Origin of the sequence: Streptomyces sp. NPDC058534 (assembly GCF_042717365.1) — a bacterium.
In the GTDB taxonomy this organism is placed as follows: Bacteria; Actinomycetota; Actinomycetes; order Streptomycetales; family Streptomycetaceae; genus Streptomyces.
Genome location: NZ_JBHXNW010000083.1, coordinates 15,600 through 34,992, shown reverse-complemented (window position 1 = coordinate 34,992; position 19,393 = coordinate 15,600). Strand labels below are relative to the sequence as shown.

At 68.9% G+C, this 19,393-nt stretch carries 15 protein-coding genes and 1 pseudogene; 12 read left to right on the top strand and 4 right to left on the bottom strand.

Annotation, left to right across the window (positions count from 1 at the left end; all coding sequences use genetic code 11):
* Both ACFWR9_RS35495 and ACFWR9_RS35490 read left to right on the top strand, forming a co-directional pair.
* A partial coding sequence (locus ACFWR9_RS35495) for a HAMP domain-containing protein (RefSeq protein WP_383849727.1) occupies positions 1–2,807 on the top strand: 2,807 nt, incomplete at its 5' end.
* Positions 2,804–3,520: a two-component system response regulator gene (locus ACFWR9_RS35490; RefSeq protein ID WP_383849724.1), complete on the top strand. Its 717-nt coding sequence runs from the start codon at positions 2,804–2,806 to the stop codon at positions 3,518–3,520. The genes ACFWR9_RS35495 and ACFWR9_RS35490, both read left to right, overlap by 4 nt.
* On the opposite strand, the gene ACFWR9_RS35485 is transcribed toward ACFWR9_RS35490, so the two are convergent.
* Entirely contained in the window at positions 3,511–4,014 is a 504-nt protein-coding gene (locus ACFWR9_RS35485; protein ID WP_383849722.1) for a hypothetical protein, read from the bottom strand. The two genes, ACFWR9_RS35490 and ACFWR9_RS35485, sit on opposite strands and share 10 nt — an antisense overlap.
* A gap of 98 nt (positions 4,015–4,112) precedes the next feature.
* Positions 4,113–4,865, bottom strand: a complete 753-nt coding sequence (locus tag ACFWR9_RS35480; RefSeq protein ID WP_383849719.1) for a hypothetical protein — start codon at positions 4,863–4,865, stop codon at positions 4,113–4,115.
* Positions 4,866–5,536: 671 nt separating this feature from the next.
* Between ACFWR9_RS35480 and ACFWR9_RS35475 the strand changes: the two genes are divergently transcribed.
* The 10 genes and pseudogenes from ACFWR9_RS35475 (at position 5,537) to ACFWR9_RS35430 (ending at position 15,059) form a co-directional block, all read left to right on the top strand.
* Positions 5,537–5,794 carry a hypothetical protein gene (locus ACFWR9_RS35475; RefSeq protein WP_383849716.1) on the top strand — a complete coding sequence of 86 codons (258 nt, stop codon included), beginning with the start codon at positions 5,537–5,539 and terminating at the stop codon, positions 5,792–5,794.
* A gap of 409 nt (positions 5,795–6,203) precedes the next feature.
* Complete coding sequence (locus tag ACFWR9_RS35470; protein ID WP_383849714.1) at positions 6,204–6,389, top strand: hypothetical protein; 186 nt, start codon at positions 6,204–6,206, stop codon at positions 6,387–6,389.
* A 24-nt stretch (positions 6,390–6,413) separates the two neighbouring features.
* Positions 6,414–7,151, top strand: coding sequence for a hypothetical protein (locus ACFWR9_RS35465; RefSeq protein ID WP_383849711.1), 738 nt, complete (start codon positions 6,414–6,416; stop codon positions 7,149–7,151).
* Between the two features lie 317 nt (positions 7,152–7,468).
* Positions 7,469–8,424 (top strand): annotated as a pseudogene (locus tag ACFWR9_RS35460) (IS630 family transposase); the annotation flags it as partial.
* 12 nt (positions 8,425–8,436) lie between these two features.
* Positions 8,437–8,961, top strand: a complete 525-nt coding sequence (locus tag ACFWR9_RS35455; RefSeq protein WP_383849709.1) for a copper chaperone PCu(A)C — start codon at positions 8,437–8,439, stop codon at positions 8,959–8,961.
* A 97-nt stretch (positions 8,962–9,058) separates the two neighbouring features.
* Positions 9,059–9,349 carry a flavodoxin family protein gene (locus ACFWR9_RS35450; protein ID WP_383849707.1) on the top strand — a complete coding sequence of 97 codons (291 nt, stop codon included), beginning with the start codon at positions 9,059–9,061 and terminating at the stop codon, positions 9,347–9,349.
* A gap of 56 nt (positions 9,350–9,405) precedes the next feature.
* Positions 9,406–10,206 (top strand): SDR family NAD(P)-dependent oxidoreductase, encoded by an 801-nt coding sequence (locus ACFWR9_RS35445; protein ID WP_383849705.1) that lies wholly within the window; start codon positions 9,406–9,408, stop codon positions 10,204–10,206.
* Between the two features lie 94 nt (positions 10,207–10,300).
* Positions 10,301–12,145, top strand: coding sequence for a thiamine pyrophosphate-requiring protein (locus ACFWR9_RS35440; RefSeq protein WP_383849702.1), 1,845 nt, complete (start codon positions 10,301–10,303; stop codon positions 12,143–12,145).
* Entirely contained in the window at positions 12,142–13,272 is a 1,131-nt protein-coding gene (locus tag ACFWR9_RS35435) for an enolase C-terminal domain-like protein (protein ID WP_383849699.1), read from the top strand. The genes ACFWR9_RS35440 and ACFWR9_RS35435 overlap by 4 nt, the downstream gene beginning before the upstream one ends.
* Entirely contained in the window at positions 13,269–15,059 is a 1,791-nt protein-coding gene (locus tag ACFWR9_RS35430; protein WP_383849696.1) for a glycoside hydrolase family 15 protein, read from the top strand. The genes ACFWR9_RS35435 and ACFWR9_RS35430 overlap by 4 nt, the downstream gene beginning before the upstream one ends.
* Positions 15,060–15,107: 48 nt before the next feature.
* On the opposite strand, the gene ACFWR9_RS35425 is transcribed toward ACFWR9_RS35430, so the two are convergent.
* Together ACFWR9_RS35425 and ACFWR9_RS35420 are read right to left on the bottom strand one after the other, a co-directional pair.
* The gene (locus tag ACFWR9_RS35425; protein ID WP_383849693.1) at positions 15,108–18,158 is read right to left on the bottom strand and encodes an FAD-binding and (Fe-S)-binding domain-containing protein; all 3,051 of its coding nucleotides are present in this window, start codon (positions 18,156–18,158) and stop codon (positions 15,108–15,110) included.
* A gap of 106 nt (positions 18,159–18,264) precedes the next feature.
* The gene (locus tag ACFWR9_RS35420; protein ID WP_383849690.1) at positions 18,265–19,278 is read right to left on the bottom strand and encodes an SDR family oxidoreductase; all 1,014 of its coding nucleotides are present in this window, start codon (positions 19,276–19,278) and stop codon (positions 18,265–18,267) included.
* Between the last annotated feature and the right edge of the window lie 115 nt (positions 19,279–19,393).

Here is a 19,393-nt window from a genome sequence, read left to right as displayed (position 1 = left end):
ACGTGAGAGATGTTTCCGGTGTCTGGAAAGACCTCACCGACAACGTCAACTTCATGGCCTCGAACCTGACCTCGCAGGTACGCAACATCGCCCAGGTCACCACCTCCGTCGCCGGCGGAGACCTGTCGAAAAAGATCACCGTCGACGCACGCGGCGAGATCCTCGAACTCAAAGACACGGTCAACACCATGGTCGAGCAGTTGAGGGCGTTCGCTGACGAGGTGACACGGGTGGCCCGTGAAGTCGGCACCGAGGGACAGCTCGGAGGCCGTGCCAAGGTCCGCGGCGTCTCAGGGGTCTGGAAGGACCTGACCGACAACGTCAACTTCATGGCGTCGAACCTGACCTCACAGGTCCGCAACATAGCCCAAGTCGCTACCGCGGTGGCTCAGGGTGACCTCTCCAAAAAGATCGATGTCGACGCACGCGGCGAGATCCTCGAACTCAAGACGACGATCAACACCATGGTCGACACACTCTCCTCGTTCTCCGCCGAGGTCACGCGTGTTGCCCGCGAGGTCGGCAGCGAGGGCCGGCTGGGCGGTCAGGCACGGGTCGAGGCTGTCTACGGCACCTGGAAGCAGCTGACGACGAGCGTCAACGAACTCGCCCTCAACCTGACCTCGCAGGTACGCGCGATCGCTGAGGTCGCCAGCTCCGTGGCCCAGGGCGACCTCACCGGCTCCATCGCCGTCGAGGCCAGCGGCGAGGTCAACGAGCTGAAGAACAATGTCAACCTGATGGTTTCCAACCTCCGCGAGACAACCCGCGCCAAGGACTGGCTGGAGTCGAACCTCACCCGGATCGCCGGCCTCATGCAGGGCCACCGCGACCTGGTCGACGTCGCGGACCTGATCCTGCGTGAGCTCACTCCGCTGGTCAAGGCTCAGTTCGGGGCCTTCTTCCTTGCGGAGGCCGGCGCCCAACCCGGCCGGGGACTGCAGTTCATCGCCGGCTACGGCAGCGCCGAGGGCCAGGGCGACAGCGCACACCTCGACACCAGCAAGCCTGTCCGGGGGCTGATCGCCCAGGCCGCCCTGGAGAAGAAGCGTATCCTCGTCGATGCGGTCCCACCGGGATACGTCAGCATCGAGTCCGGGCTCGGTTCGGCCCCGCCCACGAGCATCGTGGTCCTGCCGATCCTGTTCGAGGGCGAGGTGCTCGGTGTCATCGAACTGGCCTCGTTCAGCAGGTTCAATGAGGTTCATCTGGCATTCATCGACCAGTTCGTCAACACCATCGGCGTCTCCATCAACACGATTCTCTCCAACGCGCGCACCGAGGCCCTCCTCTCGGAGTCCCAGCGGCTGACCGCTGAATTGCGTCGGTCGAACGCGGAACTGGAGGACAAGGCGGCGCTGCTGGCCAGTTCGTCACAGTACAAGTCCGAGTTCCTGGCCAACATGTCACACGAGCTCCGTACCCCACTGAATTCGCTGCTGATCCTGGCGAGACTGCTGGCCGACAACCCGGACGGGCGCCTCGGCGAACAGGAGGTGGACTTCGCCGCCACCATCCACCGGTCGGGATCCGACCTGCTTCAACTGATCAACGACATCCTGGATCTGTCGAAGATCGAGGCGGGCCGAATGGACGTCCATCCGAGGACTCTGCCGCTGGCCAAGCTGCTCAACTATGTGCAGGCCATGTTCCAGCCTCTCGCGAGCGAGCGTGGGCTTGCCTTCGACGTCACCGTCGGGGACGGCGTGCCCAGCGAGCTGTACTCCGACGAGCAGCGGCTCCAGCAGATCCTGCGAAACCTGCTGTCGAACGCAGTGAAGTTCACCTCGTCGGGCAGCGTGGAACTGCGGGTCGAGCGGGTATCGGCCGAGGAGATCGCGCGGGAGGGACTGCCTACCAGCGAGCCGTTCCTCGCCTTCTGTGTCGAAGACACCGGCATCGGCATTCAGAAAGAGAAACTGGCTGTCATCTTCGAGGCGTTCCAGCAGACCGACGGCACCACCAGCCGTAAGTACGGCGGCACGGGGCTGGGGCTCTCCATCAGCCGGGAGATCGCCGACATGCTGGGAGGCAGAATCACCGCCGACAGCGAACTCGGCGTCGGCTCACGATTTACGCTGTACGTACCCGCGCGCCACACGGTAGCGCCAGGGCCCCTGACCGAAGATCCGCCCATACCGGCGGACCCGACAGAGGCGGCCACGACGACGCAGACTTTCGGCCCCGTAACACCGGACGAACCGCCGGTCGTCCCCCTCGCGGCAAAGCCGTCAGCCGCTGCCGAGCTCCCCGTCGGCATGGTCGCAGCGGCAACTGGCCGGGAAACGTCAAGCTGGCCGGAGACGACGCGGCTCAAAGAGTGGATCACCGGCCGCCCCAGCAAGGTGCTTACCGGCCGCACCATCCTCATCGTGGATGACGACATCCGCAACGTTTTCGCCCTCATGCATGTGCTCGGGCGCGTAGGCCTCACCGTCAAGTATGCGGAGAACGGGCGCGAAGGCCTTGAGACGCTGAACCGCGTTCCCGACATATCGCTGATACTGATGGACATCATGATGCCTGAAATGGACGGGTACGACGCGATCGCTGCTGTCCGGCAGTCCCCACGCTTTGCGGATCTGCCGATCGTCGCGCTGACTGCAAAGGCCATGCCGGGCGACCGCGAGAAGGCGCTCGAAGCAGGAGCTTCCGAGTACGTTCCGAAGCCCGTAGACGTGGACCACCTGCTGTCCGTCGTCTGCGATCTGCTCGACCCGCAGGGCCGATCCGGCGCCGCGCGGCCACACCTGGCCGCGGACGCTGTTGAGGAAGACGGCGAAGATCCCTCAAGGCAGGGGCCATGAGCACACATCCGACCGCGAAGTGCAGCATCCTGATCGTCGACGACATCGAGGAGAACCTTGTCGCACTCGAGGCATTGCTCGGCCCGCTCGGCCAAGAGCTGGTGCGCGTACATTCCGGTGAAGAAGCACTGAAGGCCATGCTGCGCAAGGACTTCGCCGTTGTACTCCTCGATGTCCTGATGCCCGGCATGGATGGTTTCGAGACCGCCGCGAACATCAAGCGTCTGGATCAGACCAAAGATGTGCCCATCATCCTGCTGACAGGTGCCGATGTCGAGATGGACTACGCCTACCGCGGCTACTCGATCGGCGTTGCGGACTTCCTCACGAAGCCGTTCGATCCGTGGCTGCTGCGCACCAAAGTCAGCATCTTTCTCGACCTGTACCGCAAGAACCGTCAACTCGCTGCCCAGGCCGAGCAGCTGCGCCGTCTGTTCGCCGAGGCCAGGACCACAACCGGACCTCGTGGTCCCGAAGATGCGCCCTCGGCCGAGGGCGCCAACGAACACCACAAGAGAGGACGGCAAGCGACTCGGCCCATACGGCATGCCACCACCGCCAGTACCAAAGGACGGCTGGCTGAGATCAGCGAACAGTTGGCCCAGATCGAGCTCCTGCTGCGCGAGTCCAGCGGCTCCGAGGCCCTCACTCTCGCCGACCGCGTCGCCGACCTCGAACGAGCCGTCGGCGGCTTGCGCCTAAGCTATGAGTAAACTACCGACGAGGTCTCGCATGACTCGCTCGACTCTCCGGGCTTGCTCCTGGACAGTCTGCGGTGGGAGCAAGCGCGGCGGTCCGGCCGGGGGTGTGAGGTCGGCGTCCCGGAGGGGGCAGCCGCGTCCTGGCCGTGGACGAACCAGTGCGGAACCTCGACCGTCCGGGCCAGTGTCCGCTCGGCGAGGTCGATGACGAGGACCGCGGCCCCGCCCTCGCCGACCGTTGCGGACATGCGCACGCCGTAGTGTCCGACGTACGCCAACCGCCTGCGGGAGTCGACCACCATCTCGTGCGGGTAGTCCGGCAGTTGCACTCTCTGCGGACTTCGGCCCGACGTCGTCTCGTAGAACGCGACCGCGTGACCGCTCTTCTCCACGACCACCAACACGTCGCTCCCGGCAGCCCTGGGGGCGCCGGAGGCCGATGTCGACACACTGGACGCCAAAGTCCCGGCACCGGCTGCCATGATCACCGCGCGACGCGTCGCCACGGTCCGTCACCTCGGTCTTTTGGTGGTCGTCGTCCGTCTCGCGAGGCACCGCTGCCCCTCGCGTCCGCGAACGAGCCCGTAGCCCCAGGCGGATATGCTCAACCGGCTCGCGTCGAGCGGCAATCAGGGGATCTTCCGGAGTGTTCGACGACGCCCCGGTCACGGCGGCTGCTCCTGGATGGGATCAGGCCAAATTGGCCTTCAGTTGCACACGCAGCTCGTAGCGGCCTCCTGCCCTGTAATAGCCGCGGACCCAGTCCCGCAGGATGCTTGCTGGGCTGATCGTTGCGGAAGACGGTGCGCTCGCCGGTCACCGCCTGTTCTGGCGTGACGGAGGCGAGCGAGAACTTCGCTACGAAGTCGCCGTAGCGGAAGGCGCTGGGAGAAGTAGGTGTACGCGACAGAGTTGAGGTTGGGAGTGCGGTCGAACAACGTCTCCTTGGGAGATGGGTGCCGGAGGGCGGTGGCCGCCCGGACGAGGTTCGGCGGCCAGCGTGCTTGTCTCGCTGCTGGATCATCGTGAGGTAGGTCGCGGCATCGCCCTGCGGGAGGATCGGCCAGGTGTTGAAGAGGAGGTCCTGGCTGGTCCAGCCGGACCTCAGCTTCTCCCCGGGCACGTCGAGAACCTTCAGGGCCGCGCCGCGCGCTCGCTTGGCGGTGTCCGGGTCGACCTGGCCGGGCTCGCTGGCGTAGCGGAGCACGATGTCGAAACTGGCCGGCGTGGCGAACATGCCGTGCGCGAGCTCCGGGGGGAGCCCGGCGGCGACCGTGAGGGTTCCGATGACGATGCCGTGGCTCTTGGCGTGGGTCGCTGAGACCGCGTTCCGCTGGAGTTCGAAGGTCTGCTCCACCGAGTGCCGCATCACCTCAATGCTGGGCGCGGCGCGACAGCGTGCCGGATAGCGGCCGACTGGTCCGACGCAGCGCTCGGTGCCCTGCTGCCGGACTGTGTGCGCCGCCTCGAGGTCGCCGGCTTCGCCGCCGGGTGGGGTGCACTGTGCGCAGCAGCCGCCGCCACGGACTAGCCGGACCGACGGTGCGGGTGCACGCCGGGCACTCTGGGCACCCGCCTCATCGAGAGTCACCGTGCACAGCACCCGCCCAGGCCCCTGGCTGAGCACCGCACAGCGAGACCCCCTCACCCCTCTCTCGCCGGAGAACTTGCCGCCTGGTACTCGTGGTATCGGCACACCGCCGTCCTGGACGCCTTGGAATACCTCCACACTCACGCTCAATCCGCCCGCTGGCCACTCGGACGGATGCGCCGGTGCAACGCTCCCCAAGGGGGCTGCCTCACCGCCCAGGGGCTAAGAAAACAGCCCCGAGTTCCCGGTGCCCCAGGCTCGCTCGATGCGTGATCTCGTGATCAACGCCACTCTGAAACCGTCCCCCAGACCTCGAACACCGGGGTCCTGGGTTTCCGTAACTCTGTCGCTCCGATGGTGCACGCGGCTCTCGTATGCTGCCATTGGCGCGAGTACGTGACGTAGGGGCGCGGCTGCCGAAGGAGAGGGAGCAAGCCGTGGACGTGGACCGTGACGCGGGCGCCCGGGCCATGCTCACCGGTCTGCTGGACGCAAGCCATCTCATGCTGCTCGATGCCTTGCCGGACACAGTCGGCAGGCACGCACGGGCCGCGGGCTTCACCGACGTACGCATCTACGTGGCGGATCTGGGGCACCGGAGTCTGCACCTGCTGACCGGGCCGGACGGGGCCCCGCAGGGAGCTGAGAAGGGCCTCCGCATCGAGGGCACGTCGCCCGGGCGGGCCTACCAATAGGGCGGCTCACCTCCGCCACACCCCAGAGAGAGCAGGGCACCGACTGGTGGGTGCCCCCGGTGGACGGAACCGAGCGTCTCGGACTGCTGCGCCTGCGTTCGGCCCACGACGATGCCCGCGCCTGCGAGGACGCAGACCGTCCCGCGGCGCCGATCACCACCAAACGCGCCTCCAACGACACGCTGGCCCGGTTGATGCGGACCGAGCCGCTGAACGTCGGGGCAGAGATGGCGTGGAACCGGATGCCGCCGCGGACCCACGCCGACGGGCGCTTACCAGATCAGCGGCGACGTCTAGGAGTACGCCCTCGACGGACCTCTGGTGCATCACTTCACCGACCTCCTCAACCGTCACCACGTCGACGGGCTGCCCGTCCTACCACGACGGGCAACTGCAGGATGAAGCAACCGTGTTGGAGAACACCCAGTCGGCGGCAGACCTGACGGGGCTGCCTCTCCACGATCTTCCATCCACTGCTGACATCACCATCACCCTCTGGAAGCCGCCCGTCATGACCCCACCACTGCGCGTCGACGCACCGATGATGCGCCTGCTCACGGCCCCTTTCGACGCGAAGCTTTATGTCACGATCTAGTATGAAAAGAGCCGAACATACCATTTGAGGGGCTCTATGAGAGACCGCACTGACGATGAGAACGAGTCGGTCGAACCGGAGACGGGTGAGGAGGAGACGTTCGAGCCGGACTGGGACGACGAGGACGAAGCGGCCGATCCTGCGGCTGACACGTCCGTCGACAGGACCGGCGACCCGGACGTGCTCCTGGACGTGGCGCAGCTTCGCGTCGAGGAGATCAATCTGCACGTCGAGGACCTACAGGCCAGGGTTTCTCTGCGGGCAGAGGTTCTGGATCTCCTCAAGCTCAACGTCGGTGCCGACGTCTCGCTCGGCCGCGTGGAACTCGACATCAAGGGCGTGGAGGCGCAGGCCCTGCTCAAGGTCCGGCTCGACAACGTCGCCGAGATCGTCGGCAGGGTTCTGTCCACCATCGACCGCAACCCACGGATCCTTGAGCAGCTGGCGTCCGGTCTCGACTCCGCGGCGGAGAGCCTGGGCAGCGGCGCCGGGAAGGCCGCTGGTGAATTGAGGGAAGGCGTCGGAGAAGCGGTCCGGGAGGTCGGCGAAGGCGCTGGTGAAGTCGTCGAGGAGGCTCATGGAACCGCCGCTGAGGCCGGGAGGCGGGTCTCGGGGCAAGGCCCGGGCGACGTTCCGAGAGCCACCGGACGCACTGCGAAGGAGACCTCGTCGGAGCCCCGGCGCGACAGCGGGTCCGGGCGGACCGTGCAGCGGGGCAAAGCCGCCCGCAGCCGCGAGCGGCAACAGAACCGGCCACCATGAAGGGTCCTCGACATCGAGGCGTCTTCCGCCGTGGAGGCCGATCGCCCGCGTGCCCTCAGGTCCTCCCAGGAGGCCGGAGCCTACGGTGCCGCTCGGCGCCGCTCGACAACCTTTCACACGGTGCGCCGCCAACTCCTACCGTGAGATGAGCGCGGCGTCAGCGGCATCGCGGAATGCGGACCAGTGGCGATGCCCTGTTCGAGGAACGCGATCAGGCTTTCGTAACTTAGTGACCTGAGTCGGAGATTCGTGGTTGGTTGGGTATGAGTCGTCCGGGTCCGAAGACTCCGCCGTTGTCGGTGCGGGTCACTCCGGACACGGTCCGCACCTGGCGGCGGCGCTTCCTCGAACGGGGCCTGGACGGCCTGTCCGACGAGCCGCGGCCCGGTCTCCCGCGGAAGATCACCGACGCGGACGTCGAGCGCGTCATCGTCAAGACGCTCGAGGAGAAACCGAACAACGCCACCCACTGGTCGACCCGGTCCATGGCCGCGGCCACGGGCATGTCCCAGTCCGCGATCTCGCGGATCTGGCGGGCGTTCGCCCTGGCCCCGCACCGGTCGCAGACGTTCAAGCTTTCCACCGACCCGTTGTTCATCGACAAGGTCCGTGATGTGGTGGGCCGCTACCTCGACCCGCCAGAGAAGGCCCTGGTGCTGTGTGTGGACGAGAAGTCGCAGATCCAGGCCCTGGACCGGTCCCAGCCCGTGCTGCCGACGGTGCCCGGTGTTCCCGAGCGCCGCAGCCACGACTACGTGCGGGCCGGCACCACCACCCTGTTCGCTGCCCTGGAAGTCGCCACCGGCCAGGTCATCGGCTCCCTCCACCGCAGGCACCGGGCCGTCGAGTTCAAGAAGTTCCTCACCAAGCTGGACAAGGAAGAGCCCGCCGGCCGTGGCGTGTGCACCCGATCCTGGACAACTACGTCACCCACAAGACGCCTGCCATCAAGCAGTGGCTGCTGGCGCATCCGCGTTTCCACCTGCACTTCACGCCGACGAGTTCGTCCTGGCTGAACTTGGTTGAGCGGTGGTTCGCCGAGCTCACGCAGAAGAAGCTCAAGCGAGGCGTCCACCGCTCTGTCCAGGCCCTCGAACGCGACATCAGGGCCTGGCTCGCGGACTGGAACGAGCACCCCAGACCGTTCGTCTGGACGAAGACCGCCGACGAGATCCTCGACAAAGTCGCGGCGTACTGCCGAGGAACCTCCGACTCAGGTCATCAGTTTGCTTCGGTTGCCAGGGGTACCCAAGCCTGGACGGCGGGCCGGTGAGAGGAGCAACCCATGGCAGCCCTTCCCGCGCTCCGCAGCTGGCACGTCCTCGCTGCCGCCGCGCTTGCCCTGGCTGTGGCCACGAGCGGATGCGGCGGGGACGAGGAGTTTTCCCTGCCGGAGTGGGACGCGCCAGGCCAGAACGCCCGCGTTGACGACATCATGATCCGTTACGCGCATGTGGCCGAGCCACGAGGCGGGCCCTGGCAGCCGGGGGACGATGTCCCCGCGTACGTGTGGCTGTACAACAAGGGTGGCGAGGACGACCGGCTCATAGGTGCCAGCACCCCGAATGCATCCGCGGTGAACATCGTGGACTCCGACGGCAAGCGGCTTCCCGACGGAGTGGATCTTCCGGCTCACGAGCTCGTCGAAATGGAGCAGGGCAAGGCACATCTGGTCTTGCAGGACGTGCGTCAGATCATCAGGGGCGGCGACTTCATGACGTTCACCATACGGTTCGAGAAGGCGGGGTCGGTCACCTTCAAGATCCAGTCACAAGTCCCCGTCTACGATGAAAGCGCCTCTCCGACCTGATTCCTGCCGCGACGCCCCCGGACGGATGACCACCTCCCGCCGCTGAGCGCCGCCCAGCATCCCGTTCCAAGGCCGCCGATCGGGGAACCCAGGTTTCATGCGCGCGCTCGTGATCAACTGCACGCTCAAGCCGTCCCCGGAGTCCTCGAACACCGAGGCCCTCGCCGGCACCGTCATCACCGCTCTGAAGGGCCACGGGACGGAGGTGGACGTCGTACGGGCCGTCGACCTGAACCTCAAGCCCGGCGTCGAGACCGACATGGGCGACGGTGACGACTGGCCCGGCGTGCACGAAAAGGTACTGGCGTCCCAGATTTTGATCATGACTGGGCCGCCTCCACCGGCCGGGCCATGGCCTCCAACCTCGTCCACGCAGCCCGGGCACTGAGCGCCATGCCCCTGCCCGCTCCGCCCTCCTGAACTCGTACCGAAAGAGATCCGGTCATGAACGACATCAAGCGGCTCGCCCTGGTCACCGGCGCCTCCAGCGGTATCGGCCTCGAACTGGCCAGGCAACTCGCCGAACGGGGATACGACCTCGTCATCAACGCCGAGGACGGCCCCCGCCTCGAGCGGGCGGCCCAGCAGATCCGGGTGGCGGGAACCGTCGTCCACACCGTCCAGGCGGATCTGCGGAACTATGACCAGACCGAGGCCCTCTACGCCGCGGTCACCGCGACCGGCCGGCCGCTCGATGTCGCGGTCCTCAACGCCGGCGTCGGGCAGGGCGGCGCCTTCACCGACACGGACCTCGCGGACGAGCTGGAGATCGTGGACCTCAACGTCCGCTCGACCGTGCACCTCGCCAAGCGCGTCCTGCGCGACATGGCCGCCCACGACGAGGGACGGGTCCTCGTCACCTCCTCCATCGCCTCGACGATGCCCGGCTCCTTCCAGGCCGTCTACAACGCGTCGAAGTCGTTCCTCCAGTCCTTCACCCAGGCCCTGCAGAACGAACTCAAGGACACCGGCATCACACTGACCTCGCTGATGCCCGGCCCCACCGAGACCGACTTCTTCCACCGCGCCGACATGGACGACACGCAAGTCGGCCGGCAGGACAAGGACGACCCCGCGCAGGTGGCACGGCAGGGCCTGGACGCCCTCTTCGCCGGCAAGGACAAACTCGTCGCCGGATCCGCCAAGACCAAGGCCCAAGGGCTGGCCAACAAGGTGCTCCCGGACAAGCTCAAGAGCGAAGTCCACCGCAAAATGGCCGAACCCGGCTCCGGGGAGGAGGACTGACGCACCGCCTGGCCGTGTTCGCGAGCATGACGTTTCCCGCTCACCCGCACGGTTACCCAGCCAGTCTCCGGGATCAGTGAGGGAGCGAACTCGCATGGCCAACACCAAGGTGTCCGACTACGTCCTCCAGCGGCTGCGCGACTGGGATGTCGACCATGTCTTCGCCTACGCGGGGGACGGCATCAACGGTCTGTTGGCGGCCTGGGAGCGGGCGGACAACAAGCCGAAGTTCGTGCAGGCCCGGCACGAGGAGATGGCGGCCTTCCAGGCAGTCGGTTACGCCAAGTTCTCCGGCAAGGTGGGCGTGTGCGCGGCCACCTCGGGGCCGGGCGCGATTCATCTGCTGAACGGGCTCTACGACGCGAAACTCGACCACGTGCCGGTGGTGGCGCTGGTCGGGCAGACCAACCGCAGCGCCATGGGCGGTTCGTATCAGCAGGAAGTGGACCTCGCGAGCCTCTACAAGGACGTCGCCTCCGACTTCTGTGAGACGGCGATGGTGCCCGAGCAGCTGCCGAACCTCATCGACCGGGCCTTTCGCACGGCGTGCGCCAAGCGGACCGTCACCGCGATCATCCTTCCCGCCGATGTCCAGGAACTGGACTACGACCCGCCCACCCACGCCTTCAAGATGGTTCCCTCCAGCCTCGGCCTGGGCCGGTACGCCCCGGTCCCGGACGACGAGGACCTCCGGAGGGCCGCGGACGTGCTGAACGCCGGTGAGAAGGTCGCGGTCCTCATCGGTCAGGGTGCCCGTGGTGCGCGCGCCGAGGTCGAGCGGCTGGCCGACGTCCTCGGCGCCGGCGTCGCCAAGGCCCTGCTGGGCAAGGACGCGCTCCCGGACGACCTGCCCTACGTCACCGGCTCGATCGGGCTGCTGGGCACCCGTCCCTCGTACGAGCTGATGCAGGAGTGCGACACGCTGCTGATGATCGGCTCCAGCTTCCCGTACACGCAGTTCATGCCGGAGCTGGACCAGGCCCGGGCGGTGCAGATCGACATCGACCCGCACATGATCGGCCTGCGTTATCCCTTCGAGGTCAACCTTGTCGGCGACGCCCGCGAGACGCTGCAACGGCTGCTTCCCCGGCTGCACCGCAAGGAGAACCGCAAGTGGCGCGAGGGTGTCGAGAAGAACGTCTCGCGCTGGTGGGAGGTGATGCAGCGGCGGGCCGCCGTCAGCGCCGACCCCCTCAACCCCGAGTACGTCGTCCACGCCCTGGACGGGAAGCTGCCCGAGGACGTGATCCTCAGCGCCGACTCCGGCTCGGCCGCCAACTGGTACGCCCGGCACCTGCGCCTGCGCGGCCGGATGCGGGGCTCCCTGTCCGGCAACCTGGCCACCATGGGCCCCGGCGTGCCGTACGCCATCGGTGCGAAGTTCGCTCACCCGGACCGGCCGGCGATCGCCCTGGTCGGCGACGGGGCCATGCAGATGAACGGCATGATGGAAATGGTCACCGCCGCCAAGTACTACGGCGAGTGGTCCGACCCGAGGCTGATCGTGGCGGTGCTCAACAACGGCGACCTCAATCAGGTCACCTGGGAGATGCGCGCCATGTCCGGCGCCCCGCAGTTCGAGGAGTCCCAGCATTTGCCCGATCTGCCCTACGCGGAATTCGCCCAGCGCATGGGCCTGGACGGGGTCCGGGTGGAGAAGCCGAAGCACGTGGAGGCGGCCTGGGACCGGGCGCTCGCCGCGGACCGGCCCTTCGTGATCGACTTCCGTACCGACCCTGCCGTACCGCCCATCCCGCCGCACGCCTCCCTGGATCAGATCGAGGCCGCCGCCTCGGCGATCCTGCACGGCGACAGCGACCGGGAGGGCATGATCCGGCAGGGTCTCAAGGCCAAGGTGCAGGAGATGCTGCCGGGCAGCCGGCATCGCGGCGACCGTCCCGGCGCAGGACCTCACGACAGCACCGAAGAGAACAAGTGAGGCGGGAGACCGACCGTGCGGTCGACGGCGGGCCCGTCGTCGACCACCTGTCCGTGTCGGTCCACACGGTGCCCACCGACCTGCCCGGCGGCGACGCCACCTTGACCTGGGACTCCACCACCATGGTCCTGGTCGAGGCCGCCGCGGCGGACAGGACCGGCATCGGCTGGACCTACGGATCACCCGCCACCGCGCGCGTCGTCACGGACGAACTGACCCGCCTTGTCACCGGGCACGACGCCTTCGCCGTACCCGCCGCCAACGAGCGCATGAGCCGGGCCGTGCGCAACACCGGCCGGCCCGGCATCGCGGCCGGGGCGATCTCCGCCGTCGACACCGCCCTGTGGGACCTCAAGGCCCGCCTGCTCGACCTCCCCCTGGCACGGCTGCTTGGCGCCGCCCGAGAGACGGTCCCGGTGTACGGCAGCGGCGGTCTCACCACGTACGACGACGGACAGCTCGAACGCCAGCTGCGCGGCTGGACCGGGCAGGGCATCGACCGGATGAAGATCAAGATCGGTGAGTCCTGGGGGCGGGAAGGGGAGCGTGACCTGCACCGGACGCGCCTGGCCCGCCGCATCATCGGGGACAGCGCCGGCCTGTACGTCGACGCCAACGGCGGCTACACCCGCAAGCAGGCCGTCCGGATGGCCGCCGCGACGGCGGACCTCGGGGTCACCTGGCTGGAGGAGCCCGTCTCCTCCGACGACCTCACCGGCCTGCGCGTCGTCCGCGACGCGGTCACGGCCGATGTCGCCGCCGGTGAGTACGGCTACGACCTGCCGTACCTGACCCGGATGGCCGCGTCGGGGGCCGTCGACTGCCTCCAGGCCGACGTCACCCGCTGCGGCGGGGTGACCGTGTGGCTGCGTGCCGCCGCCGTCGCCGAGGGACTGGGCCTGCAGATCTCCGGCCACTGCGCCCCGCACCTGCACGCGCACATCGCCGCCGCCGTACCCAACACCCGGCACCTGGAGTGGTTCCACGACCACGTCCGCCTCGAGAACCTGTTGTTCCGCGGCACGCTCGATCCCCGGGGCGGAACCGTCGCTCCCGGTGCTTCGGGAGAGCCGGGGCACGGGCTGAGCCTCGACCGGCGGGCCGCAGAGGAGTACCGCACATCATGAACGCATCCGGCATGCCGGACCACACGGACGCAGCCGCGCGAGAACCGTGGGTGCTGCGGGACTACGCCCTGATCGCCGACGGGGAGCGCGGCGCGCTCGTCGACCCGCGCGGAGGCATCGCCTGGCTGTGCGCCCCGGCCTGGCACAGCGGCGCCGTCTTCTCCGGGCTCATGGGTGGCCCCGGCCGCTTCCGGGTCGGTCCCGCGGACCATTGGAACGTGTGGGGCGGCTACTACGAGGACGGCACGCTCATCCGGGTCAGCCGCTGGGTGACCGCCGACACCATCGTCTGCTGCCGGGAGGCACTGGCCGTCCCCGCCGACACCGGACGCGTCGTACTGCTCCGCCAGGTCCGCGCCGAACGCGGCGAGGCCCTTGTCGACGTCGATCTCGACGTGCGCGCCGACTACGGGCGGCAGGCCATGGCGGACGTGCGACAGGAGGGCGGTCTGTGGCGGGCCCGCAGCGGTCCGCACCACCTGAGGTTCTCCGGCGGGGACCACACACACGTGGACGAGAACGGCGGGCTGAGCGCACGCCTGCGCCTGCCCGAGGGCGGTGTCCACGACCTCGTACTGGAGATCGCCACCGAACCGCAGGACGCCCCGCTGCGCCCGCACGCCCTCTGGGAGGCAACCGAGCGCTGGTGGAGGGAGGCCGTGCCCGACTGCTCCGGCACCGCGGCGCCCCGCGACACCCGGATGGCCTACGCCGTGCTGAACGGGCTGACCAGCACGCACGGCGGCATGGTGGCGGCGGCCACCACCTCGCTGCCCGAACGCGCCGACACCGGCCGCAACTACGACTACCGCTACGCCTGGATCCGCGACCAGTGCTACGCCGGCATCGCGGTCGCCGCGCACGGCCCGCACCGGCTGCTGGACCGCGCGGTGGGTTTCGTCGCCGACCGCATCCTGGAGGACGGCCCCCGGCTGCGTCCCGCGTACACCGTCGAGGGCCGCCCGCCACCGGCCGAGCACTCTTTGCCGGTCGTCGGCTATCCGGGAGGCGGTGACCGCGCGGGCAACCGGGCGGGGCGGCAGTTCCAGCTGGACGCGTTCGGCGAGGCGCTCCAGTTGTTCGCGGCCGCGGCCCGCCATGACGCGCTGGACGCGCGGGGTGCCAAGGCGGCTCGGCTGGCCGCGGAGGCTGTCGCCGAGCGCTGGACGGAACCGGAGGCGGGGCTGTGGGAACTGGAAGAACGCTGGTGGACGCACTCCCGGCTGAGCTGTGTCGTCGGCCTGCGCGCCCTGGAGCAGCACGCCTCGACGCGAGCGTCCGGTGACTGGTCCCGGCTGGCCGACCGCATCCTGGACGCTACCCGGGAGCGCTGCCTGCACCCGGACGGGTTCTGGCAGCGCGCCGACGACGACCCGGGCCCCGACGCGGCCCTCCTCCTGCCGCTGGCCCGCGGGGCGGTGGAGCGGACCGACCCCACTCTCGCCCGCACCCGCTCCGAGGTGCTGCGTCGGCTGACGGAGGACGGCCACGTCTACCGCTTCCGTCACGGCGACAAGCCGCTGGGCGACGCCGAAGGGGCGTTCCTGTTGTGCGGCTTCATGATGGCGCTGACGACCCACGCACAGGGCCGGACGGCGGAGGCGCTGAGGTGGTTCGAGCGGACCCGCTCCGCCTGTGGGTCCGCGGGGCTGTTCGCCGAGGAGTACGACGTGGCGCAGCGCCAGCTGCGGGGCAACCTGCCGCAGGGCTTCGTGCACGCCCTTCTCCTGGAGTGTTCGGCACGTTTCGGCGGTGCTCAGGAAGGGGGCGCGTCCGAGGGGTGGTGAACGCTCCGGCGCAGGTCCTTCCCGTTCCGTCGTCCCGAGGCCGTGTGTTCACCGACGTCGTCGGCCTGCGCGCTGCGCACGCCGGGCGGCGGCCACGGCCGCGACGAGCGTCACGGCGGCACCGGCAGCGACCGTGGGGAGCAGCGCACGTGTCCCCGGTGCCTCGGGCCGATCGGGCACCGCTGTGTGACCTCCGAGTCCGGCGGCCAGGATCTCCGCCAGGTGCAGTGGAGTGCGTCCGGCGTCGGACTGGTCGACCTGGGTGCGGCAGCTGAAGCCGTCCGCGAGGACCAGCGTCGACTCGTCCGCCTCCCGTACGGCGGGGAGGAGACCGGCCTCGGCGCAGGCCATGGAGACGTCGTAATGGCCCTTCTCGAAACCGAAGTTGCCGGCCAGTCCGCAGCAGCCGTCGTCGAGGACGTCGGCGTCCACGCCCGCTCGCCGGAGGATCTCCCGGTCGGCGTCGAAGCCCATGACGGCGTACTGGTGGCAGTGGCGCTGCACGACCGCGCGGGCGTCGACCCGAGGGGGCTGCCAGTCGTCGGCGCGTTCGACGAGCAGTTCGGCGAGGGTCCGGGTCTGGGCGCGGAGCCGTGCCACGTCGGGGTCCTTCGGCAGCAGCTCGGCCGCGTCCGCGCGGAAGACGGCCGTGCAGCTGGGTTCCAGGCCGACCAGGGGGGTGCCTCGGCGCAGGTCCTCGCGGAGCACGTCGACGGTGTGGCCGAGGACGCGCCGGGCCACGCCCAGCTGCCCGGTGGAGATCCAGGTGAGTCCGCAGCACACCGAGACGTCGGGCACCTTGACGCGGAAGCCGGCGGCCTCCAGGACCTCCACGGCGGCGCGGCCGATCGCGGGGTGGAAGTGGTCGGTGAACGTGTCCGGCCAGACCACGACCTCGCCCCGGTGCCCGGACCCGCGCGGTCCGCCGCGCCGGCGCCACCACTCGGTGAACCGCTGCTCGGCGAAGACCGGCATCTTCCGCTGCGGCGCCACTCCCCCGAGCGTCTTCGCCACGCGCGCCACCCACTCCACCCCCGCGAGGGCGTTGACGGTACGCGGCGCGCGTGCCACGGCCGGCAGCCACCCCATCGAGTAGTGCGCGAGGGGACGGAGTCGGCCCTTGTAGTGGTGGTACAGGAACTCCGCCTTGTAGGTGGCCATGTCGACGTTGACCGGGCAGTCCGTCTTGCAGCCCTTGCAGGCCAGGCAGAGGTCCAGGGCGTCGTGCACGGCGTCGGACCGCCAGCCGTCCGTGATGGGTGAGTCGGCGTCGTTGTTGACCATCTCGAACAGCAGGCGGGCGCGGCCCCGGGTGGAGTGTTCCTCGTCGCGCGTGGCCCGGTAGCTGGGGCACATCACCCCGCCCTCGGAGGACCGGCACTTGCCGACCCCGACGCAGCGGGTCGCCGCCCGGCTGAACCTGCCGTCGTCGTCCGGGAAGGAGAAGACCGTCTCCGGCTCCCACGGCAGATGTCCGCTTCCCAGGCGGAGGTTCTCGTCCAGTCGGTACGGCACGACCACCTTGCCGGGGTTCATCCGGTTGCCCGGGTCGAATAGCCCCTTCAGCCGCTCGAACCCCTCGATCAGCTCGGGCCCGAACATCTTCCCCAGCAGTTCGCCCCGCGACTGCCCGTCGCCGTGCTCCCCGGACAGCGACCCGCCGTAGGACACCACCAGGTCGGCGGCACGTTCCACGAAGGCCCGCATCCGGGCAACGCCTGCCTCGGACTCCAGGTCGAAGGGGATACGGGTGTGGACGCAGCCGTGGCCGAAGTGCCCGTACACGGACGGGTGTCCGTAGTCGAACTCCTCGTAGAGTTTCTTCAGGTCGCGCAGGTAGTCGCCGAGGCGGTGCACCGGTACGGCCGAGTCCTCCCAGCCCTCCCAGGTGTCGGGCCTGCCGGGCACGTGCGCGGTGGCTCCGAGCCCGGACTCCCGTACTTGCCACAGCTCGCTCATGTGCTCCTGGTCGTCGTACCAGGTGTGGTCCACGTCGTCCGGCTTGGCGTCGATCAGGGCGCGCGCCTTGTCCTCGACCTCTTCCCGGCTGTCACCGGTCAGCTGGACCATCAGGTAGGCCCGGCCCTCGGGCAGCTCTTTGAGCGCCTTCGGGTTGAGGTGCTTCTCCTGCTGGAAGTGGACGAGTTGGTGGTCCACGCCCTCCAACGCCTCCGGTTCGTGTTCCAGGACGGCCGGTACGTGGTCGGCCGCCCGGCAGATGTCCTCGTAGCCGAGGACCACGAGGGCGGTCTGCTTCGGTACGGGGACGAGTTTCAGCTCGGCGTGGAGGACGGTGACCAGGGTGGACTCCGAGCCGGTCAGCAGTCCGGCGACGTCGAAGCCGTGTTCGGGCAGCAGCGAGTCCAGGTTGTAGCCCGAGACGCGGCGCGGGATGTCGGGATAGCGCTCGCGGACGAGACCGGCGTACCGGTCGCGCAGCGCCACCAAGCCCCGGAACAGCTCCCCCGTGCGCCCGTCGGACGCCGTCAGCCGCTCCCGTTCCGCCTCGTCCGTCGGCCCCACCCACAGCCGGACGCCGTCGTAGGTCAGAACCTCCAGACGGTGCAGGTTGTCGACGACTTTGCCGTACGCCTGCGCGGTCGAGCCGCAGGAGTTGTTGCCGATCATCCCGCCGATGGTGCAGTTGGGATGGGTCGCCGGCTTGGGCCCGTACATCAGGCCGTACTCGGCCAGCTGCCGGTTCAGATCGTCCAGGACGATGCCCGGCTCCACCACGCAGCGCCGGTTCTCCTGATCCACCGACACCAGGCGGTGGCAGTACTTGCTCCAGTCGATGACGACGGCGGTGTTGCAGCACTCCCCCGCCAGACTGGTGCCTCCGCCTCTGGACAGCAGCGGTGCTCCGTGTTCCTGGCAGACGGCCACCGTCTCCCGGGCCGCTTCCACCGTGTGCGGGAGCACCACCGCGATGGGCACCTGACGGTAGTTCGAGCCGTCCGTCGAGTACGCCGCCCGCGTGCCGGCGTCGAACCGGACCTCTCCGTCGATCCTGGCCCGCAACTCCCGTTCGAGTGCCTGTGCGTCGGTCTGCGACCGGGGGTTCTTGACGACGGGAAGGGGGAGATCGACCGGGTCCATGAACGGCCTTCCACTTGAGGTGGCGGGAGTGCCACGACCGTGTATCCCGGGCCCTGTGCACGCAAACCGGGCAGTGCGTTCGGCGGGCGCCCGGCCCGTGCTTCTTTCAGGACCGGGCTCGGCGGCGCAGAGCGGCACAGCCCGCCCCGGCGAGCCCCGCGGCGGCCACGGCCTTGCCCACATGGTGACGGCTCGCCCATGTCTGGGGGCTGCGGGAGTACGCCTGGTCGTCGAAGACGCCGTGGGCGCCGTAGTCCTCGTTCGCGTCGGCGGGTGCCCAGAGGTTGCCGCGTCCCTCTCGCCGGGTGTGGGCGTCGGTCTGCTGGGCGTCGAAGCCCGTGTGTGCGAGGTACCGGTCGAGCAGCCCCGGTACGACGGCGTTGGCGAGCAGCGTCAGCACCGTGGACGCACCGACCCAGTACTCGCGCCGCTGCGGATGGTCGGCGGCGCGCAGCACGGCGCGGGCCGCGACCTCCGGCTGGTAGATCGGAGGCACGGGCTGGGCGTGCTGTGGCAGGTGGGTGCGGAGCCAGGAGAACTGGGGAGTGTTGACGGCGGGCATCTGCACCATCGTGACCGAGACGGACGACTTGTCGTGCAGCAGCTCGCAGCGCAGGGATTCGGTGAAGCCCTGGATGGCGTGCTTGGCACCGCAGTACGCGCTCTGCAAGGGGATGCCGCGGTAGGCGAGCGCGGAGCCGACCTGCACGATCGCGCCGTGATCCCGCGCCAGCATGTGATCAAGGGCCGCCCGGGTGCCGTGCACGTACCCCAGGTAGGTCGACCGCGTCGCCTGCAGGAACTCGTCCGGGGGGACGTCGGTGAACCTGCCGAAAGCTGCGGTGAAGGCGTTGTTCACCCAGACGTCGACGGGGCCCAGCTCCTCCTCCACGCGACGGGCCGCTTTCTGTACTTGGTCCCATTCCGCCATGTCGGTGACAATGGGCAGGGCCTGCCCTCCGGCCTCCCGTACGTCGGCAGCCGCCGCCTCCAGACCCGCCGTGCCCCGGGCGAGCAGCGCCACCCGGTCGCCCCGCTCGGCGAACATGCGGGCCGTCGCCCGCCCGATCCCGGCGCTGGCCCCGGTCACCACGACCGTCCGTCGCGTCGTCCGGCTCATCGTCCCTCCTTACTGGTTTCCCGTCTGTCACGGGTGTCGAGTGACGGGCGTGCACCGCTCCCCCAGGCGGTTCGCTTCGCTCGCCGGGGCCCGGGTACCCGGTGCCCGGCGATTA